Origin of the sequence: Herbidospora sp. NBRC 101105, assembly GCF_030269205.1 — a bacterium.
Taxonomy (GTDB): Bacteria; Actinomycetota; Actinomycetes; order Streptosporangiales; family Streptosporangiaceae; genus Herbidospora; species Herbidospora solisilvae.
The window spans coordinates 242,798-260,928 of the sequence record NZ_BSSX01000008.1 but is presented as its reverse complement, the minus strand read 5'-3'; the positions used below and the strand labels follow the sequence as shown (position 1 = coordinate 260,928).

General features: G+C 71.1%; 15 protein-coding genes and 1 pseudogene. 7 read left to right on the top strand and 9 right to left on the bottom strand.

Annotation, left to right across the window (positions count from 1 at the left end; translation table 11 throughout):
- Nucleotides 1-4: 4 nt before the first annotated feature.
- Nucleotides 5-1,107, top strand: a pseudogene (locus tag QSK34_RS30915) (RNA-guided endonuclease InsQ/TnpB family protein).
- A 116-nt stretch (nt 1,108-1,223) separates the two neighbouring features.
- Here QSK34_RS30915 and QSK34_RS30910 read toward each other — a convergent pair.
- The 4 genes from QSK34_RS30910 to QSK34_RS30895 all read right to left on the bottom strand — a co-directional run bounded on the left by QSK34_RS30910 (nt 1,224) and on the right by QSK34_RS30895 (nt 5,509).
- The gene (locus tag QSK34_RS30910) at nt 1,224-3,017 is read right to left on the bottom strand and encodes an alkyl/aryl-sulfatase (protein WP_285589262.1); all 1,794 of its coding nucleotides are present in this window, start codon (nt 3,015-3,017) and stop codon (nt 1,224-1,226) included.
- 38 nt (nt 3,018-3,055) lie between these two features.
- Nucleotides 3,056-3,997, bottom strand: coding sequence for a YbgA family protein (locus QSK34_RS30905; protein ID WP_285589260.1), 942 nt, complete (start codon nt 3,995-3,997; stop codon nt 3,056-3,058).
- Nucleotides 3,994-4,494, bottom strand: coding sequence for an RNA polymerase sigma factor (locus QSK34_RS30900; protein WP_285589258.1), 501 nt, complete (start codon nt 4,492-4,494; stop codon nt 3,994-3,996). The genes QSK34_RS30905 and QSK34_RS30900 overlap by 4 nt, the downstream gene beginning before the upstream one ends.
- An 85-nt stretch (nt 4,495-4,579) precedes the next feature.
- A complete protein-coding gene (locus QSK34_RS30895; RefSeq protein WP_285589256.1) occupies nt 4,580-5,509 on the bottom strand; it encodes a MerR family transcriptional regulator in 930 nt (309 codons plus the stop codon).
- A 78-nt stretch (nt 5,510-5,587) separates the two neighbouring features.
- Here QSK34_RS30895 and QSK34_RS30890 point away from each other — a divergent pair, with 78 nt between their 5' ends.
- From QSK34_RS30890 to QSK34_RS30875, 4 genes are all read left to right on the top strand, one after another.
- Nucleotides 5,588-6,847 (top strand): cryptochrome/photolyase family protein, encoded by a 1,260-nt coding sequence (locus tag QSK34_RS30890; protein WP_502875553.1) that lies wholly within the window; start codon nt 5,588-5,590, stop codon nt 6,845-6,847.
- A gap of 71 nt (nt 6,848-6,918) precedes the next feature.
- A complete protein-coding gene (locus tag QSK34_RS30885; RefSeq protein ID WP_285589252.1) occupies nt 6,919-8,067 on the top strand; it encodes an inorganic phosphate transporter in 1,149 nt (382 codons plus the stop codon).
- A complete protein-coding gene (locus tag QSK34_RS30880; protein ID WP_285589250.1) occupies nt 8,064-8,264 on the top strand; it encodes a hypothetical protein in 201 nt (66 codons plus the stop codon). Before QSK34_RS30885 ends, QSK34_RS30880 begins: the two co-directional genes overlap by 4 nt.
- Nucleotides 8,265-8,312: 48 nt before the next feature.
- The gene (locus tag QSK34_RS30875; protein ID WP_285589248.1) at nt 8,313-8,852 is read left to right on the top strand and encodes an MOSC domain-containing protein; all 540 of its coding nucleotides are present in this window, start codon (nt 8,313-8,315) and stop codon (nt 8,850-8,852) included.
- A gap of 11 nt (nt 8,853-8,863) precedes the next feature.
- On the opposite strand, the gene QSK34_RS30870 is transcribed toward QSK34_RS30875, so the two are convergent.
- The 4 genes from QSK34_RS30870 to QSK34_RS30855 all read right to left on the bottom strand — a co-directional run bounded on the left by QSK34_RS30870 (nt 8,864) and on the right by QSK34_RS30855 (nt 13,422).
- Complete coding sequence (locus QSK34_RS30870) at nt 8,864-9,151, bottom strand: hypothetical protein (RefSeq protein WP_232327006.1); 288 nt, start codon at nt 9,149-9,151, stop codon at nt 8,864-8,866.
- Between the two features lie 62 nt (nt 9,152-9,213).
- Nucleotides 9,214-9,891: a uracil-DNA glycosylase gene (locus QSK34_RS30865; protein ID WP_161481404.1), complete on the bottom strand. Its 678-nt coding sequence runs from the start codon at nt 9,889-9,891 to the stop codon at nt 9,214-9,216.
- Between the two features lie 11 nt (nt 9,892-9,902).
- Nucleotides 9,903-11,609 carry a maltose alpha-D-glucosyltransferase gene (treS, locus tag QSK34_RS30860; protein ID WP_161481403.1) on the bottom strand — a complete coding sequence of 569 codons (1,707 nt, stop codon included), beginning with the start codon at nt 11,607-11,609 and terminating at the stop codon, nt 9,903-9,905.
- Nucleotides 11,610-11,763: 154 nt separating this feature from the next.
- Nucleotides 11,764-13,422, bottom strand: a complete 1,659-nt coding sequence (locus tag QSK34_RS30855) for an asparagine synthetase B family protein (protein WP_285589238.1) — start codon at nt 13,420-13,422, stop codon at nt 11,764-11,766.
- Nucleotides 13,423-13,566: 144 nt separating this feature from the next.
- Here QSK34_RS30855 and QSK34_RS30850 point away from each other — a divergent pair, with 144 nt between their 5' ends.
- On the top strand, nt 13,567-15,546 hold the full coding sequence (locus tag QSK34_RS30850) for a CgeB family protein (RefSeq protein WP_285589236.1): 1,980 nt from the start codon (nt 13,567-13,569) through the stop codon (nt 15,544-15,546).
- On the opposite strand, the gene QSK34_RS30845 is transcribed toward QSK34_RS30850, so the two are convergent.
- Nucleotides 15,496-16,326: a PP2C family protein-serine/threonine phosphatase gene (locus QSK34_RS30845; RefSeq protein WP_285589235.1), complete on the bottom strand. Its 831-nt coding sequence runs from the start codon at nt 16,324-16,326 to the stop codon at nt 15,496-15,498. The two genes, QSK34_RS30850 and QSK34_RS30845, sit on opposite strands and share 51 nt — an antisense overlap.
- Nucleotides 16,327-16,387: 61 nt before the next feature.
- Between QSK34_RS30845 and QSK34_RS30840 the strand changes: the two genes are divergently transcribed.
- Nucleotides 16,388-18,106 carry an HsdM family class I SAM-dependent methyltransferase gene (locus QSK34_RS30840; protein WP_285589234.1) on the top strand — a complete coding sequence of 573 codons (1,719 nt, stop codon included), beginning with the start codon at nt 16,388-16,390 and terminating at the stop codon, nt 18,104-18,106.
- Nucleotides 18,107-18,131 lie beyond the last annotated feature (25 nt).

The following is an 18,131-nucleotide window of genomic DNA, read 5'->3' as shown; positions in this document are numbered from 1 at the left end:
CGCTGTGGCGCAGATCGTGAAGAGGGCCTACAAGTACCGCTTCTATCCGACTCCCGGGCAGGCTGAGGAACTGTCGCGGACGTTCGGCTGTGTGCGTCTGGTTTACAACAAGGCGTTGGAGGAGCGGACCCGTGCCTACAAGGAGGGCCGGAGAGTCTCCTATGGGCAGACCTCGGCCGCGCTCACGGCATGGAAGCGGACGACGGAGCTAAATTCCTCAACGAGGTGTCATGCGTGCCGCTACAGCAGGCGTTGCGGCATCTGCAGGCGGCGTTCGTCAACTTCTTCGCCGGACGGGCCCGGCACCCGGTTTTCAAGTCGCGGAAGAAGTCACGGGCGTCGGCTGAGTACACCCGCTCGGCGTTCCGCTGGCGTGAGGGCCGGCTCACTCTGGCCAAGATGGATGCGCCCCTGGACATCGTCTGGTCGCGGGCTCTGCCCGACGGGGCGCAACCGTCGACGGTCACCGTGTCCAGAGATGCGGCAGGACGCTGGTACGCGTCCATCCTGGTGGAGGAGAAGATCGTTCCACTGCCCCCGGTGGAGGCCATGATCGGCGTGGACGTGGGGATCACCGCCCTGATGACGCTGTCCACGGGGGAGAAGATGCTCAACCCCAAGCAGGAGCGGGCCAACCGGGGGAAACTCGCCAGAGCTCAGCGAAAGCTTGCTCGCAAGACCAAGGGCAGCGCCAACCGGGCCAAAGCCAAGCTCGTCGTCGCCCGCATCCATGCTCGAATCACCGACCGCAGGCGAGACCATCTGCATAAGATCACGACCCGGCTTGTTCGCGAGAATCAAGTGATCGCCGTGGAAGATCTGGCTGTTCGCGATATGGTCAAGAACCGGTGCCTTGCCCGCGCCATCAGCGACGCGAGCTGGCGGGAACTGCGTTCGATGCTGGCCTACAAGGCGGCCTGGTATGGGCGCGAGCTGTTGGTCGTCGACCGATGGTTTCCTTCCAGCAAGTTGTGCTCGGCGTGTGGCGCTCGCGCTGCTTCCCTGCCGCTGAGCGTCCGGGAATGGGCGTGCGCGTGCGGCGCATCCCTTGACCGGGACGTCAACGCCGCCCGAAACATCCTCGCCGCAGGGCTTGCGGAGAGGTGAAACGCCTGCGGAGCCGGTGTAAGACCTTGATGAGATCTCTCTGACGGGCGACTGGCGGTGAACCAGGAATCCTCACGGGTGACCGTGAGGTCCCCTCCCTGCGGGGGCGGGGCATGTCAATCAGGTGTGACGATGGCGAACCCGGGGTCGGGGTCGTCGAGCAGGTTCAGCAGCCGGGTGAGCACGCCCAGGTCGCCTTCGTGGTCGCCCGGCTCCTGCCCGTTCAGCACCGCGAGGAACTCCGGTTTGGTCAGGCGCAGGCTGAGGTCGGCCGGGCCGCCGGGGCCGATGATCAGGGCTCCGTTCGACAACGTGGTGCGGCGCAGCTCCCCGGTGTCGGTGAGGTTCCAGTCGATCGACAGGCTCTCGTTCCACGCCTTCGGGCCGTTGACCCGGACCGCCACCGCGTCGAGGAGCTGGTCGAGGGTGAGCGCGGTCAGCACGTCGGGGGCGGCGGTGTCGGCGCCGGAGGGGAAGGTGCGGCGGGCGGTGAGCTCCAGGGCGGCGGTCAGGTAGAAGTTGCGCCAGACCCCGTTCTCGGCGCTCTGGCCCAGGCGGGTGTAGACCTCGGTCAGCCTCCGGCGGGCCTCGGCGTGGCCGGGGGAGGCGAAGACGGCGTGGTTGAGCAGGGTGGCGGCGAACCGCAGGTCGCCGTCCTGGATGTAGCGGGTGGCCATCGCGACGGTGGCCGAGGGGCCGCCGAGGCACTCGACGTAGCGTCGTGACTGCTCGACCGGCGGGTGTTCCCACAGGTGGGCGGGGTTGCCGTCGAACCAGCCGAGGTAGCGCTGGTAGATCGCCTTCACGTTGTGGCTGGCCGAGCCGTAGTAGCCGCGGGTGTTCCAGGCCGTCTCCAGGCCGGGCGGCAGCTCGATGCGCTCGGCGATCTCGGCCGCCGTGAGGCCCTGGTTGATCAGGCGCAGGGTCTGGTCGTGGAGGTAGGTGTACAGGTCTCTCTGGTCCTGGACGAACTTCGTGATCCGTTCCCGGCCCCAGGTCGGCCAGTGGTGGGAGGCGAAGGCGACCTCGGCGTGCGGGACGAACAGGTCGAGCACCTGGTTGAGGTAGCGCGACCACGACCGGGCGTCCCTGACCTGGGCGCCGCGCAGCGTGCCGAGGTTGTGCTGGGTGTGGGTGGCGTTCTCGGCCAGGCACAGGGCGTGCCTCTCGGGCAGCAGGAAGTTCATCTCCGCCGGGGCCTCGGTGCCGGGGGTGAGCTGGAAGACGATCCGGACCCCGTCGACCGTTTCGAGCTGGCCGGTCGTGGTGACGTCGACCGTCGGGGGGAGCAGGCTGACGGTGCCCTGCGAGGCGGTCAGTCCCAGGCCGCAGCCGATCTGGCCCTCGGGGGAGATGGGGAGGGCCAGGCCGTACATGTAGACGCCGCGGCGGACCATGGCGGTGCCGGCGTAGACGTTCTCGGCGACGGCGTGCTCCAGGAAACCGGCCGGGGCGATGATCGGGATGCCGGCGCCGTCGGTGACGCCGCGTACACCGCCGTAGTGGTCGGCGTGGGAGTGGGTGTAGATCACACCGGTGACCGGCCGGGGGCCCCGGTACCCCCGGTAGAGCGCGAGGGCCGCCACGGCGCACTCGGTGGACAGCAGCGGGTCGACGACGATCACGCCGCGTTCGCCCTCGATCAGGGTCATGTTGGACAGGTCGAGGCCGCGCACCTGCCAGACGCCGTCGGTCACCTCGTACAGGCCCTGCCGGGCGCACAGGCGGCTCTGCCGCCACAGGCTCGGGTCGGCGGAGCCGGGGGTGTCGTGGTCGAGGAACCGGTAGGCGTCGGCGTTCCAGACGATCCGGCCGTCGGCCGACCTGATCAGGGCCGGATCGAGGCGGGCGGCGAAGCCCCGGTCGGCGTCGGCGAAGTCGGTCTGGTCGTGGAAGGGAAGGTCGGCCATGAAATCCGGCATTCCCTGACAAAAGTAACGCTAGTGGTTCAATTTGGTATGTGGTTGCGGAGCCGCAGATCCGCCGGGAACGGGGCGAAGAAGGTCTGGTCGCGCACGTAGTCGGCGGCCTCGCCCTTGGCGTGGTGCAGCAGCAGGGTCATCGGCACGGTGATCGCCACCTGGTGCTCCTGGTAGGCCGCGATGACCTCCCGCAGGTCGGCCCGCCGGGCGTCGTCGAGCGCGTGGCCGACCATGCCCAGGCAGTGGTGCAGGGCGTTGACGTTGCGGCCGATCGAGGCCTTGCGGGCCAGGGCGCCCTGGAAGGCGACCGTGTAGTCGCGCTCCAGCTCCTCCCTCGGGGCGCTGCCCGCCCGGGAGACCACCCGCCCGGCCGCCCGGTAGCCCTCGGGGTCGTGGGCGAGCAGCTGCATCTTGTGGCACGAGTGGAAGGCGACCAGGTCGCGCGGCCTCCAGTCCGACTCGAACAGGACACGCAGGCGGGCGTGCGCGAAGATCCGCTCGACGAACTGCTCGCGGAGCACGGCGTCGTTGAGGCGGCCCTCGTCCTCCACGGGCAGCAGCGGGTAGGCGTCGATGACACGCTGGGCGAAGACGCCCCTGGTCCGGCGGACGGGGTGGTCGTCCTCGTACACGGGGATGCCGTGGATGCCGCACGACGGGCTCTTCGACTTGAAGACGTAACCGTCGACCTCGAGGGTGGCGATCCGGCGGCCGGCCACCTCGCGCATGGTCGCGGTCAGGTCGACGCGGCTCTTGCGCAGCATCAGCCGCTCGCCCTCCTCCGGGCGCGACTCCAGGCGGAGCGTCTCGCGCGGGGTGCCCAGGCCCGCCTCGATCTCGGGGCAGAACGGCACCCAGTCGACGTGGTCGGCGAGCTCACCGGCCAGGAAGCGGTCGCGGCTGTGCCCGCCGTTGAACCGGACCGGCTCCCCGATGAGACAACTCGACACGCCGACCCGGGGTCTCATGCGGCCTCGGACAGCACATCGGTCAGCACGATGGAGAGCTTGTGCAGCGCCCGCGCGGTGCGGGCCTTGACGGTGCCCAGCGGCACGTCGAGGCGTTCGGCGATCTCGCGCTGGGTCAGGTCGCCGTAGTAGGCCAGCGTGATCGCCTCGCGCTGCACCTCGGGCAGGTGCCGCAGGGCGCGGCGCACCTGGTCGCGGTCGTCGAGCCGGCGGGCCGGGTCGGCGTGGTCACGCGGCTCGGGCACCCCGTCGAGCGGCACCGTCGCCGGGTGGCGGGCCCGCAGGTAGTCGATGGCCCGGTTGCGGGCGATGCCCAGCACCCAGCCTTCGAGGCTCCGGCTCGGGTCGTAGCGCCGGCGCGACCGCCAGACCTCGCCGAACACGATCTGGAGCACGTCCTCGACGTCCTGCTGCGGGACGAAATGCCGCAGGTATCCGCGGACCAGCGGCGCGTGGCTCCGATAGCACTCCGTCACCGCGATCTCCTCGCCGTCCATGCGACCTCCCCGCTTTGAGAACCTACTCAAAACCTACTCACGGTCGGGCGCGAGGTGCAAGTGGTTCGACGGGAATATGCCCTGCTCAGCGCAGGACAGCGCAGATCGACGTGATGGCGTCGTCAAGAGATCGCAGGTGGACGACACCCGCGGGGAGATCACCCCACCCGGGCCCGCCCACGAAGACGGCGGCGGCGGGGCGCAGCCGGGGCAGCCCGGCCAGCGGCGCCGGATCGCCGGTTCCGGCCTGGTGGGACCACAGGAACACCGCGGCAGGGGCGAGCCGCCGGATGGCGTCGGCGAGGGCGTCGTAGGGCATCCGGGCCCCCATGACCCGGCACTCCACGCGGTGCTCCACGGTCAGCGCGGCGGCCAGCGCGAACAGGGGCAGGCTGTGCTGCTCCTCCTCGGCGCAGGCCAGCAGGACCGGGCGCGGATGGACCGGCGCGGCGGGCCGCTCGACCAGCGGCGCGAGGGCGGCCAGCACCCGTTCGGAGAACAGGTGCTCCAGGTCGATCCCGGCGCCGGTGTCGTCCTGGCGGCGCGAGATCGCGGCGAAGACCGGGATGACGAGGTGGTCCCAGGTGTGCGCGACCCCCCGCTCACGCAGCCAGTTGTCGAGGGCGGCGGTGACGAACCAGGAGTCGAGGGAGAGCGCGGCCCGCACGACCTGGGTGACGGAGTAGAGGGGCTCGTCCCACCCGGCGGGCGACCGGCTCTCGTCCGCGCGCGGAGCCTCGGCCGCCGGGCGTCTGGGCGCGGAGCCGGGCCGCAGGATCCTGAGGGCCACCTCCGCCGCCTCGGCCGCCGGTGCGCCGGCCCGCACCAGGCGGTGCATCTCCTCGATCCGGCGCACGTCGAGCTCGGTGTAGCGCCGGTGGCCGCCCGCCGTGCGCAGGCTGGGACCCAGGCCGTAGCGCTGGTCCCACGTGCGGAGCGTGGGGGCGGGCAGGCCGAAACGCCGGGCCACCGCGCCTATGCCGTAGCTCGGGGCTGTCGGTTCCCGTTCCGGCACAGTCCCCTACCTCCTCACCCGTGCTTTCGCAGGGGGTCGACGATCGGATGCAACCGGTCACATGGCGTTCACGAAAGTATGGTCGTGCCGGAAGTCATCATTGTCCTCTTCAACCGGGATCTGCGGATCACCGATCACCCTGCGCTGCACCAGGCCTGCCAGGACGCGCGCCAGGTGGTCCCGCTGTTCGTGATCGACCCGGCCATCCCCCCGCGCGGCCGGGCCGGCTTCCTCGCCGAGTGCCTCGAAGACCTGCGCCGGTCCCTGCGCGAGCGGGGCGCCGACCTCGTGGTCCGGCGCGGTGACGTGGTCGAGGAGACGATGAAGGTGGCGGCGGAGACCGGCGCCACCGCGATCTACGCCAGCGGCGACGTCACCGCCCGCGCCAGGAAGCGGGAGGGCCGGTTCGCGCGGGAGAACATCGGCTTCCAGACCTTCCCCGGCATCACGATCGTCCCGCCCGCCCAGCTCAAGCCCGCCACGGGCGACCACTACCGGGTCTTCACGCCCTTCTACCGCGCCTGGTCGGAGATCCGCTGGCGGCCGCTCGTGGAGACCCCCGAAACGATCTCCATGCCCGAGGTGCGGCCCGGCGACATCCCCCCGCCCCATCGCAGGCCCCACCTGCCCGGCGGCGAACACGAGGTGCGCCGCCGCCTCGACCTCTGGCTCCGCCACTGCCTGCGCGACTACGCCGACGGCCACGACGACCTGGCCGGCGACCACACCTCCCGGCTCAGCCCCTACCTGCGGTTCGGCTGCGTCTCCCCGCTGGAGCTGGCCACCCGGTCGGGGGCCTCGGAGGAGTTCGTCCGGCAGCTCTGCTGGCGCGACTTCTACGCCCAGGTGACCTTCGCCTTCCCGCGCATCAACCGCGACGACTACCGGCCCGCCCGGGGCGAGTGGCACCACGACAAGGAGGCCGAGGACGCCTGGCGCGAGGGCATGACCGGCGTGCCCGTCGTCGACGCCGGGATGCGCCAGCTCATCGCCGAAGGGTGGATGCACAACCGGGCCCGACTGATCGTCGCCTCGTTCCTGACCAAGACGTTGCGGATCGACTGGCGCGTGGGGGCCGACCACTTCGAGGAACTGCTGCTCGACGGGGACGTCGCCAACAACTACGGCAACTGGCAGTGGGTGGCCGGCACCGGCAACGACACCCGGCCCTACCGGATGCTCAGCCCGGTCCGCCAGGCCAAGAAGTTCGACAAGGACGGCGAGTACATCCGCCGCTACGTGCCCGAGCTGGAGAACGTCCCGACGGCCACCCTGCACGAGCCCTGGCGGGCGCCGTCACCGATCCTCGGTTACACCTCACCGATCTGGCGAGGTTGACCCCAAATCCATATCGGGCATTGACCCATTTCAAGGCACACAACGGGCACCGCGCCCTAGTGTCGGGATATATGAACGGTGACCTGGTTCTCCTCATCGTGGTCGTGCTCACGGCACTCTCGTTCGACTTCACCAACGGCTTCCACGACACGGCGAACGCGATGGCCACCTCGATCGCCACCGGAGCGCTCAAACCCAAGGTCGCGGTCGCGTTGTCCGCGGTGCTGAACTTCGTCGGCGCCTTCCTCTCGCTGAAGGTGGCGGCCACCATCGCCAACGGCATCGTCGACAGCGGGGCGATCACCCTCACGGTCGTCTTCGCCGGGCTGGTCGGCGGCCTCGCCTGGAACCTGGTCACCTGGTACTACGGCATCCCGTCGAGCTCCTCGCACGCCCTGATCGGCGGCGTCGTCGGCGCCACCCTGCTCGCCTCGGGCATCAAGGCGATCAAGGGTGAGGGCCTGGTCTCCCACGTCATCGTCCCGGCCGTGCTCGCCCCGCTCGCCGCCATCGTCGTCGCCACCGTCGGCACCTACCTCGTGTACGTCATGACCAGGCAGGTCGGCGAGAGAACCCGCACCAGGGGCTTCAAGATCGGCCAGATCGGCTCGGCCTCCCTGGTGTCGCTCGCCCACGGCACCAACGACGCCCAGAAGACGATGGGCATCATCACCCTCGCCTTGATCGCCAACGGCACCATCACCCAGCACGCCGGCACCCCCTTCTGGGTGGTCGTGTCCAGCGCCACCGCCATCGCCGCCGGCACCTACATCGGCGGCTGGCGGGTCATCCGCACCCTCGGCAAGGGCCTGACCGAGATCGAGACCCCCCAGGGCTTCGCGGCCGAGACCTCGTCGGCGACGGTCATCCTGACCTCCACCCACTTCGGCTTCCCCCTCTCCACCACCCAGGTGTGCACCGGCTCGGTGATCGGCGCCGGCCTCGGCAAACGGCTCGCCCAGGTCCGCTGGAGCGTCGCGGCCCGCATGGGCGTCGCCTGGCTGATCACCCTCCCGGCGGCGGCCCTGGTCGGCGCGACCGCCTTCGGCACGGCCCAGCTCATCGGCGGCGCCCTCGGCGTGATCGTGGTCTTCACGGCGGCCGTGGTCTTCGCCGCCCTGCTCTACCTGGCCTCCAGGAAGACGGCCGTCAACGCCGGGAACGTCAACGACGAATGGGTCGGCAGGGGCACGCCCACCCGGGTGGGGACACCGGTATGAGCTGGATCGACGCCGACGCCCTGTGGCGGGTCATGGTGGCCTCCCTCGTCGGCGGCGTCGGCATCGCCGCCCTGTTCTCGGTCGGCCTGATCGGCCTGTCCTCGGGCCGGACGGTGGGCCGCGTCGCGGGCGGCGTCTGCTTCGTGATCGTGATCGCCGGCGTCCTGCTGGGCGTGTACGTCATGCTCGACAAGTAGCGGAATGGGACAATCGTCCCGTAACGGTCGTCCAGGGGGGGATGTCGGGTGGGCTTCATCGAAGCGGTCAGCAGATCGGCGCAGTACACCTTCAGCAAGCCCAACGAGGGCGTCATCCGGCTGATCGCCGGGCTCGGCGTCGAGGGCGACGCCCACTACGGCGAGACGGTGCGCCACCGCAGCCGGATGGCCCGCACCCCCGGCGCCCCCAACCTGCGCCAGGTCCACCTCATCCACGCCGAACTCTTCGAGGAACTCGCGGAGCGGGGCTTCACCGTGGCGCCCGGCCAGATCGGCGAGAACGTCACCACACGGGGCGTCGACCTGCTCGGCCTGCCCGCGGGCACACTGCTGCACCTCGGCCCGGAGGCGGTCGTCGAGGTGACGGGCCTGCGCAACCCGTGCGCCCAGATCGACGGGTTCCAGCAGGGCCTCATGAAGGAGGTGCTCGGCCGCGACGCCGACGGCGAGGTCGTGCGCAAGGCCGGGATCATGGGCGTCGTCGTGACGGGCGGCGAGATCCGCCCGGGAGACGAGATCAGGGTGACCCTGCCCGACGGGCCCCACCGGAAGCTGGAGCCCGTCTGACAGGTGGCGGCTCACACGTGGTCGTGGTCGTGCTCTTCGTCTTCTTCGTCGTCGAGGGCGCCGTCTGACGGCTCGACACCCAGCATCGCCTCACGCGGCTCGACCTCGTCGATGTGCTCGACGAGACTGAGCACGTGGTCGGGCTCGATCAGCCACTGCAGGGCGGCGGCGCCCGTCTCGTCCGCGTTCACCAGGTCGATCTGCTCCTGGCGCTCGGACTCCTCGAGGTCGGACTCCGGGCTGCGGATCTCCTTCAGCGCGGCGGCCTGAAGGGCGCCGACATCGGTGACTTCAACCACGAGATCCACCGTGAGACGGAGATAGCGTGCGGTATCCGTAACATCGCTCATGGTCGCAGATCTTAGGGGAGTTTCCAGTCGACAGGCGTCGCGCCCTGCCGCTCCAGCATCTCGTTGGCCTTGCTGAACGGCTTGGAGCCGAAGAAGCCGCTCCGGGCCGACAGCGGGCTCGGGTGGGCCGACTCGATGCACGGCACCTGGCCCAGCATGGGGCGCAGGTTCCGGGCGTCGCGGCCCCACAGGATCGCCACCAGCGGGCCGCCGCGCTCGACGAGCGCCTTGATGGCCTGTTCGGTGACCTCCTCCCAGCCCTTGCCCCGGTGGGAGGCCGGCTTGCCCGGCATCACCGTCAGGACGCGGTTGAGGAGCAGGACCCCGTTCTCGGTCCACGGGGTCAGGTCGCCGTTGGAGGGCTTGGGCAGGCCCAGGTCCTCCATCAGCTCGGTGTAGATGTTGCGGAGGCTTCCGGGGATCGGCCGGACGTCGGCGGCCACCGAGAAGCTCAGCCCGATGGGGTGCCCGGGGGTCGGATAGGGGTCCTGGCCCATGATGAGCACCCGCACGTCGGCGAAGGGCTGTTTGAAGGCCCGCAGGACGTTCTCGCCCGCGGGGAGGTACTGCCTGCCTTCCGCGATCTCATTGCGGAGGAAGTCGCCCATCTCGGCGATCTTGTCCGCGACCGGTTCGAGGGCCTTCGCCCAACCGGGTTCCACCAACTCGTTTAAGGGACGGCCTGCCATGCCGCGAAAGCCTAGTCCTCCCGCTCGGTGAGCGAGAACCAGAAGAAGCCGTGGGAGGGCAGCGTCAGCAGGTAGGGCAGATCGCCGATCACGGGGAACGGCACGCCGCCCCGGCACTCGACGGGGGTCATGCCCATGAAGCGGCGCAGGTCGAGCTCGACCGGCTGCGGGTGGCGGGACATGTTGTTGACGCACAGCACCCGGTCGTCGCCGTCCTCGCGGAGGAAGGCGAGGATGGCGGGGTTGTGCGACCACAACTCGATGTAGTCGCCGGTGCCGAAGACCGGGTGCTCGCGGCGGATCTGGAGCATCCGGCGGGTGAAGTGGAGCAGCGAGCTGGGGTTCTTGAGCTGGGCCTCGACGTTGACGGCCTGGTAGCCGTAGATCGGGTCCATGACCGTCGGCAGGTAGAGGCGGCCGGGGTCGGCCTTGGAGAAGCCGGCGTTGCGGTCGGGGCTCCACTGCATGGGGGTGCGGACGGCGTCGCGGTCCTCCAGCCAGATGTTGTCGCCCATGCCGATCTCGTCGCCGTAGTACATGACCGGGGAGCCCGGCATCGACAGCAGCAGCGCGGTGAACAGCTCGATCTGGTCGCGGTCGTTCTCCAGCAGGGGGGCGAGGCGGCGCCGGATGCCGAGGTAGGCGCGCATGCGCGGGTCCTTGGCGTATTCGGCGTGCATGTAGTCGCGCTCCTCCTCGGTGACGGTCTCGAGGGTGAGCTCGTCGTGGTTGCGGAGGAAGATGCCCCACTGGCCGGTCTCGGGCAGCTTGGGGGTGCGCGACATGATCTCGGAGATCGGCTCGCGGGACTCGCGCCGCACGGCCATGAAGATGCGCGGCATGAGGGGGAAGTGGAAGGCCATGTGGCACTCGTCGCCGCCGACCGACGGGTCGCCGAAGTACTCGACGACGTCCTCGGGCCAGCCGTTGGCCTCGGCCAGGAGCACGCGGTCGGGGTAGAGGCGGTCGACCTCGGCGCGGACCCGCTTGAGGTAGGCGTGGGTCTCGGGCAGGCCGGAGCACTGGGTGCCCTCGCGCTCGAACAGGTAGGGCACCGCGTCGAGCCGGAAGCCGTCGACGCCGAGGTCCAGCCAGAAGCGCAGGACCTCCAGCATGGCCTCCTGGACGGCCGGGTTGTCGTAGTTGAGGTCGGGCTGGTGGTGGAAGAAGCGGTGCCAGTAGTACTGGCCGCGGACCGGGTCGTAGGTCCAGTTCGACTCTTCGGCGCCGACGAAGATGATCGGCACGCCCTCGTACGTCGTGGGGTCGTCGGTCCAGACGTAGAAGTCGCCGTAGGGGCCCGTGGGGTCGTGGCGGGAGGCCTGGAACCAGGGGTGGCGGTCGCTGGTGTGGTTCATCACCAGGTCGGTGATGACGCGCAGGCCGCGCTCGTGGGCCGCCTCGATCAGGTTCACGAAGTCGGACAGGTCGCCGAACTCCGGGAGGATCTTGAGGTAGTCGCTGATGTCGTAGCCGCCGTCGCGGAGCGGGGACTCGTACAGGGGAAGGAGCCACAGGCAGTCGACGCCGAGCCACTGGAGGTAGTCGAGCTTGCCGGCCAGGCCGCGCAGGTCGCCGGTGCCGTCGCCGTTGGAATCGTGGAAGCCGCGGACGAGGATCTCGTAGAAGACGGCCTTCTTGTACCAGGCGGGGTCCTGGACCTCGTATTCCTCAATGGGCTCTGACACGGGTTCAGGGCAGGGCGCAGCCGCAGTCATCAGACCTCGCTCCACGGGGAAAGAAATTTGGGTATGTCCGCAGCTCAGCGCGGCCTTCCGGAGAAGGTACCACCCGGTAGCCCCTGACAAAGAACGGTTACGTAGCCCTTACTGCGGGCTTTCCGTCGGTTGTCAGACGACTACTCCCCGTGGTCTAACGGGCGCTCCACGGAGGCGTGAGATCGCCCAGGACCTCGTCGTAGTCGGTGAGCCAGGCGCCGAAGAGCACCAGCCCGCGAAGCCAGAACCGCGAGTTCCACGACCCGAACGCGGCCAGCGCGTCGGGCCCGGCCTCGACCACGTCGGCCATCTGGGGCGACAGCAGCCCCGGGACGCGGGCCACCCGGCGCAGCATCGTGTGGTTCCACTCGCGCGCCCAGACCGAGGCCGAGCGCAGCGGTACGCGGCGGTGCGGCAGGCCGCCGTTGGTCGACGGCAGCGAGGCCACGCGGGGGTTGGCGGCCCAAAGGATCTCCCGGTAGAACTTCCCGCCCTCCTTGCGGCCGACCGGCACCGACAGGGCGGCGTCGAAGAAGCCGGGGTGCAGGAACGGGAAGACCGGGGTGGCCTCGGGGCCGACGAGGTTGACGGGGGAGCGGGCGATGCCCCGGGCGGTGCGGGTGTGCAGCACGCTCAGGGCCAGTTCGCTGCGGTGGCCGTTCAGCATCGAGACGGCCTGCGCGAAGGTGGTCTCGACGACGTCGTCCATCCAGGCCAGCGCGCCCTCGCCGAGCACCGGGATGTGGGCGTCGCCGGTGGTCATCGACCTCAGCAGCGCCTGGCGGCGTTCCAGCGGGGTGGTGGCCGCCGCGGCGGCCGACATCAGGAAGTTCTTCATCAGCGGGCCGCCGGCCAGGCCGTCGACCACGGGTCGGCCGCCCTCGTGGACCTCGCGGGCGAACGGCGAGTACCAGGCGTGGTGGCTGGTCAGGAACTCCAGCCTGCGGGCGGCCCACAGGGCCTCGGCCGGGAAGTCGGCCGCGTTCTGGTCGATGACCCGGTGGGGGATGCCGAGCTCGCGGGTGACCGCGACCGCGAAGTCGATGTCGTTGTCGAGGCCGTCGTCGGGGCTGGTCGTCCACGAGACGACGTCCTTGCCCTGCGCCACGGCCACGCTCGCCAGCAGCCGGGAGTCGTAGCCGCCGCTGACGGGCACCAGCACCTTCTCGTACGGCTTCAGTGACTCGTGCAGCAGGCTGACGATGTCGTGGGCCGTCACCCCGTGGTCGAACGGCTCCTCGCGCACCCAGCGGGGGGCCCGCTTGTCGACCGACAACCGCCGCCGGTCGCGCGACCACGACAACGCGGTCGCCCCGGGGAGGCGTCTGACCTCGGCGTAGGGGGTGTCTTCGAGCAGCGGGTACGTCAGCTTGAGGATCGCCGCCCAGGCGTTCCAGTTCACCACGTAGGGCTTGCGGGCGAGGGCGAGCAGCGGCTCGATCAGGCCCGAGAAGTAGACCGCGTCGCCGTCGGTCAGGTAGTAGACGTCGATCAGGCCGAACGCGCCGGTGTGCAGGGTGACCGACGACGGCTCGTCGATGAAGCCGGGCGCCTCGTAGTGCTCGGCCACGTGGAGCCAGTCGCCGCCCGCGATCGGGGTGCGGTCGCCCCACGAGAAGGCGGCCATGGTGGGCGAGGAGTCGTACATGGTGAGCGGGCCCGACGACAACACGGCGGCGTCACGGGTGACGTAGGCGGTCTCCACGGTGGGCCCCGACCGGGCCAGCAGGTCGAGCCGCTCCTGGGAGAACGGCCCGAAGGCGCCACAGACGTACGGCCTGGCCCGGAACGACGGCCACTCTCCCTTGCGCACCTCAGGTCCCTCCCCGATCGGTGGTTTCCGACGAGTTTACGGACGTCAGATGGACTCTTGGTGCCTTAATGACGGTTTCCATGCAGGTAGACCATGATCTGAGATTATGGTGACTGTCGCCGTTACCTGGAGGAGTGGGCGTTTATGAGTGAGCTGGAGAGCCTGCGGCGGGCGCTGGCACAGGCGGTCGAGAAGGCCGAGGGCGCCGCCGAGCTGGCCCGTCTGCTCGCCGACTACCAGGCCCGGCTGGACGAGGCCGCCCGCACCGAGGCCGAGGCTCTCACCCGGGCCCGCGACGCCGAGGCGGCGCGCAAGGCGGCCGAGAAGCAGGCCGACCGCCAGATCACCCAGCTCGCCAAGCAACTGGCCGAGCAGAAGTACCAGACGGCCGTGGCCGAGTGGAAACTGGCCAAGCTCCAGGGCAACCGCTGGATCAAGATAGGGGAGGCGGTCCAGGCCAAGAAGCCCGGTTCGGTCGCCCGCGCGGTGCGGGCCTCCTCCCCGAACGCGGGCAAGGCCCCCAAGCGCACCGACTTCCCGGTCGAGAAGCCCGCGGTCCAGCCCCCGGCCGCCGAGACCAAGGCCCCGCCGGTCGAGCCCGACCCCCGCGCGCCCCTGTTCTCCACCCCGCTGACCGAGTACTTCGCCGTGCCGAAGGGCCCGCTGACCCGGCCCTACATGACCGTCGCGGCGATCGTCGACCGCCGGACCGAGGCCCTGCTCCGGTACGAATGGCGCCAGGTCACCAACTTCGGCCCGGAGAACTGGGCGACGATGCTCGACACCTACCGGCCCTCGATGTTGTTCGTCGAGTCGCTGCACGCCGGGCCGCGCCAGGGCAACGGCGGGCGCTGGCTCGACTCGATGGCCGGGAAGGACCGGGCGCTGCGCGACCTGGTGGAGGCGTGCAAGAAGCGCGGGATCAAGACCGTCTTCTGGCACTCGGGCGGCTCGCTCGGCAAGGCCGTGCCCGTCGCCGAGCTGTTCGACCTGGTGCTCGCCACCACCGAGCAGCGGGCCCGCGAGTGGCGGGCGGCGCTGCGGCACGACCGCGTGCTGGTGCTGCCGCACAGCGTGCAGCCCCGGGTGCACAACACCTTCCGCGCCGAGGGCGGCCGGACCGGCGGCGTCGCCACGCTCGGCACCGCCGAGGGCGGCGACCCGCTGCCCGCCCAGGGCGACGACAAGACCAGCTACGACGACTTCCTGACCGCCGTGCGCAAGGTCGAGGTGGTCGTGGCCGGGCCCGACGCGAGCGACCGCGAGATCGCCGAGATCGAGGCCTGCGGCACCCCGGTCGTCGCCACCGGCGCCGCCGAACTGGCCGCCGACCCGCAGGAGCGCGACCGCCGCGCCCACCTGGCCTGGCGGGCCACCGTCCCGGTCACCGCCCGGCTGGAGCCGGTGTTCTCCGCCGTCGGGCTGCCCGACGTGCGCAACACCCAGGTGGTGACGGCGCTGGTGGCCGTACGCGACCAGATGGAGCTCGACCAGGCGGTGACGCAGATCGTCGGCCAGCGCCGGCGGCCCGACCAGCTCGTCGTGGTGGCCGAGGGGGTCGACGCGGGGGTGGTCGAGAAGACCGCCCGGCAGGCCGTCGGCGCCCGGGAGGAGGGCTACAACAAGGGCGTGCTGCCCGAGCTGGTGGTCCGGTCGACGCCGATGTCGACCCGGGGGGCGGCGCTGGCCCACGCGCTGCTGCTGGCCGACGGCGACTACGTGGCCGTCATCGACCCGCGCGACCTCTACGGCGAGCACTACCTGGCCGACTCGCTGCGCCGGTTCGCCGAGGTCGAGACCGAGATCGTCGGCAAGGCCGCGTTCTACGCCCACGCGGCCGGGGCGACCCTGCTGCGCCAGCCCGACGCCGAATTCCGCTTCCTGCCCGAAGTCGGCGGCGGCACGATCGTGTCCCGCCGGTCGGTGCTGGTCGACCTGGGCATCGCCGACCTCAGCGAGGAGTGGGACGAGACGCTGATGCGGCAGTGCCGCTCCGGTGGGATCCGGGTCTACTCGGGCGACCGCTTCTCCTACGTGTGCGTGCGCGCCCGCGCGGAGGGCCGCCTGTTCGGCTCAGCTCGTCTGGAGGGGTACGTCCCCGCCGGCCCCCTCGCCCTGATCTAGCCGCGTGTCTTGATCGGCGGACGCCGACCCGACCATGATGGGGTGTCCGTCGCCGCTCCAGCCCGCCACGACGTCGGCCACGACACAGGTGATGTTGTCGGGGCCGCCGCCCCGGTTGGCCAGGTCGACGAGGGTCGTGACCAGTTGCTCGAGGTCGGCGACGGAGGTGAGCAGCTCGTGCAGCGTCTCGGGCGAGACCACGCCCGCCAGGCCGTCGGAGCACAGCAGGTAGCGGTCGCCCGCGAAGGCGGCCCGGCGCGACACGTCGGGGCTCACGTTGCCGGTGCTCTCCAGCGCCCGCATCAGCATCGACCGGCGCGGGTGCTCGGCCGCCTGCTCGGGGGTCATCCGGCCGTCGTCGACGAGCGACTGCACCAGCGTGTGGTCGTGGGTGATCTGGTAGAGCACGCCGTCGCGCAGCATGTAGCCGCGCGAGTCGCCCACGTGGGCCAGCGCGAAGCCGCTGCCGTCGAACAACATCGCGGTCAGCGTGGTGCCCATGCCGTTGAGCGCGGGGTTGGCGTCGGCCATGCCCTTCAGGGTCTGCGCCGCCTGCTGGATGGCGCCTTCGAGCGCGACCACGGGGTCGCCGTCCAGGTGGGCGCCGGACAGCACGCGGATCGCGGTCGCGCTGGCCACTTGGCCGTAGTTGTGGCCGCCCATGCCGTCGGCGACGACGAGCAGGCGAGGGCTGGCGTAGGCAGCGTCCTCGTTCTCCGGGCGGCGCCGGCCGACGTCGGAGCGGGCGGCGTACCGGAGGCCCAGCGTGCTGTGGTTCATGTCCACAGTAAAACATTGGTTGAAGCACTTCACAAGTGGACGCTTCGTGTAGAGTAACCACGTGACTTACGTGAACGCCGGTGACATCGCCCGCCTCGCCGACGTCGGCCGGGCCGCGGTGTCCAACTGGCGTCGCCGTCACGACGACTTCCCCCAGCCGGTCGGCGGTACCGCCGCCAGCCCGCTGTTCTCGCTGACCGAGGTCGAGAACTGGCTGCGCCGCAACGGCAAGCCGTTCTCGTTGTCGGCCGCCGACCTGGCCTGGCAGCGGCTCCGGGCCAGCGGCGATGACCTGAGGCTAGGGGAGCTGGTGGCGGCCGCGGGCGATTTCCTCGAAGGGCGTCCGTCCGCGTTGCCCCGGGAGGTCACCCAGCTCGTCGCCGGGCTGGCCGAGGAGCGCGGGCGGCTGGAGGCCTTCGAGTTCCTCTGCGAGCGCTACGTCGAGGCCCACTCGCGCCAGCTCGCGGTCACCCCGCCCGACCTGGCCGACCTGATGGTGCGCCTGTCGGGCGGCGGGGTGCTGCTCGACCCCGCCTGCGGCCTCGGCACGCTGCTGCTCACCGCCAAGGCCGCGCGCGGCCAGGACGTCTCCGGCTCCGCCGCCCGCATCACGGCCACCCGGCTGCGGATGCGGGGGATCGCGGCGACCGTCCACACCGGCGACTCGCTGCGGGCCGACCGGCTGCCCGGCGGCGCCGACGCGGTCGTCTGCGACCCGCCCTTCAACGAGCGGACCTGGGGCTACGAGGAGCTCACCGCCGACCCGCGCTGGGAGTTCGGCCTGCCGCCGCGCGGCGAACCCGAGCTGGCCTGGGTGCAGCACTGCCTGTCCCGGGTCCGTCCCGGCGGCACGGTGACCGTCCTGATGCCCCCGGCGGCCGCCGCGCGCCGTCCGGGCCGCCGCATCCGGTCGAACCTGCTCAGGGCCGGCGCGCTGCGGGCCGTGATCGCGGCCGGGACCAGCGACGTCTGGCTGCTGCGCCGCCCCGAGCCCGGCGAGCGCGCGCCCTCGCGGGTGCTGCTCTTCGACGCCGCCGGCGACCTCGGCTCGGTCGAACCGGCCTGGCGCGAGTTCCAGCGGTCCGGCAGGGGCGGCACGAGCGTGCTCGACCTGCTCGACGACGAGGTCGACGTCAGCCCGCTGCGCTTCGGCGCCACCGCCGGGCCGCCCGACTACGCGGGCGCCCGCGCCCGCTTCACCGCCGCCGTCGACGGCCTGACCGGCGCCCTGCCCGCGCTCGCCCCGGTCGACCCGCCCCGCGAGCCGCCCATGACGACCATCGCCGAGCTGGCCAGGGGCGGTTCGCTGGCCATCCACCACTCCTCGGCCCGCCTGGGCGCGGGCGACCAGCCCGTGCTGACGGCCGACGACCTGGCCGGCGGCGGCCCGCCCACCGGCTGGGCCGAGCCCGGCCCCGGCCTGGTCATGATCGAGCCCGGTGACGTGGTCGCCACCCCGACCGGCCTGGTCCGGGTCGTCCACGAACCCGGCTGGGCCCTCGGCCCCCAGCTCACCCTCTACCGCGTCGACCCCGCGCGCCTGGACGCCGACTTCCTGGCCGGCTTCCTGCGCGCCGGTTCGAGCCTGTCCCGCGGCGCCAGCCGCCTCGACGCCCGCCGCACCAAGGTCCCCCGGCTGCCCCTGGCCGAACAGCGCGAATACGGCGCCTCCTTCCGCCGCCTCGCCGACCTCGACACCGCCCTCCACGAGGCGGGGAAACGCGGCCAGGAACTCATCCGCCTCGCGCTCGACGGTCTGGCGGCCGGACATCTGCAATAGAACAGACGGGTCGAGCGGCCGGACA

Coding starts and splice junctions, on each gene's coding strand:
- QSK34_RS30910 (WP_285589262.1), bottom strand. CDS start 3,017: ATGGCCGACCTTCCCTTCCACGACCAGACCGACTTCGCCGACGCCGAC.
- QSK34_RS30905 (WP_285589260.1), bottom strand. CDS start 3,997: ATGAGACCCCGGGTCGGCGTGTCGAGTTGTCTCATCGGGGAGCCGGTC.
- QSK34_RS30900 (WP_285589258.1), bottom strand. CDS start 4,494: ATGGACGGCGAGGAGATCGCGGTGACGGAGTGCTATCGGAGCCACGCG.
- QSK34_RS30890 (WP_502875553.1), top strand. CDS start 5,588: ATGGTCGTGCCGGAAGTCATCATTGTCCTCTTCAACCGGGATCTGCGG.
- QSK34_RS30885 (WP_285589252.1), top strand. CDS start 6,919: ATGAACGGTGACCTGGTTCTCCTCATCGTGGTCGTGCTCACGGCACTC.
- QSK34_RS30880 (WP_285589250.1), top strand. CDS start 8,064: ATGAGCTGGATCGACGCCGACGCCCTGTGGCGGGTCATGGTGGCCTCC.
- QSK34_RS30865 (WP_161481404.1), bottom strand. CDS start 9,891: ATGGCAGGCCGTCCCTTAAACGAGTTGGTGGAACCCGGTTGGGCGAAG.
- treS (WP_161481403.1), bottom strand. CDS start 11,609: ATGACTGCGGCTGCGCCCTGCCCTGAACCCGTGTCAGAGCCCATTGAG.
- QSK34_RS30850 (WP_285589236.1), top strand. CDS start 13,567: ATGAGTGAGCTGGAGAGCCTGCGGCGGGCGCTGGCACAGGCGGTCGAG.
- QSK34_RS30845 (WP_285589235.1), bottom strand. CDS start 16,326: ATGAACCACAGCACGCTGGGCCTCCGGTACGCCGCCCGCTCCGACGTC.